General features: G+C 46.4%; 1 protein-coding gene. It reads left to right on the top strand.

Features of this window, described 5'->3' with window-relative positions:
* Nucleotides 1-195: SPOR domain-containing protein (locus ACFVYJ_RS13960; RefSeq protein ID WP_463255485.1), on the top strand; the 195-nt coding region annotated here is incomplete at its 5' end.
* Nucleotides 196-233 lie beyond the last annotated feature (38 nt).

Below are 233 nucleotides of genomic sequence, written 5' to 3'. Positions count from 1 at the left end.
CAAAGCGATAATGCCAGCAAGTTACAAAATCAGCTGCTGGCAAAAGGTTACGCAACTTTTTCTCGCCACAGTGGTGACCTGACCATTGTTTATGTTGGCCGGGAAACCAACCCCTCCCACCTGGAAATCATGCAATCAGTACTGCTTGAAGAGTTTAACCTGTTCGGTCGCCTTGTGGATTTTCCCGACCAATAAGCAACAGCAAAGTATGAACTTTGCCTGATTCTGTGCTA

Source organism: Pontibacter sp. JAM-7, assembly GCF_048548695.2.
Classification (GTDB): Bacteria; Pseudomonadota; Gammaproteobacteria; order Pseudomonadales; family Balneatricaceae; genus Neptuniibacter.
Note: the sequence above shows the minus strand (reverse complement) of the source record. Positions and strands in the feature narration are given on the sequence as shown.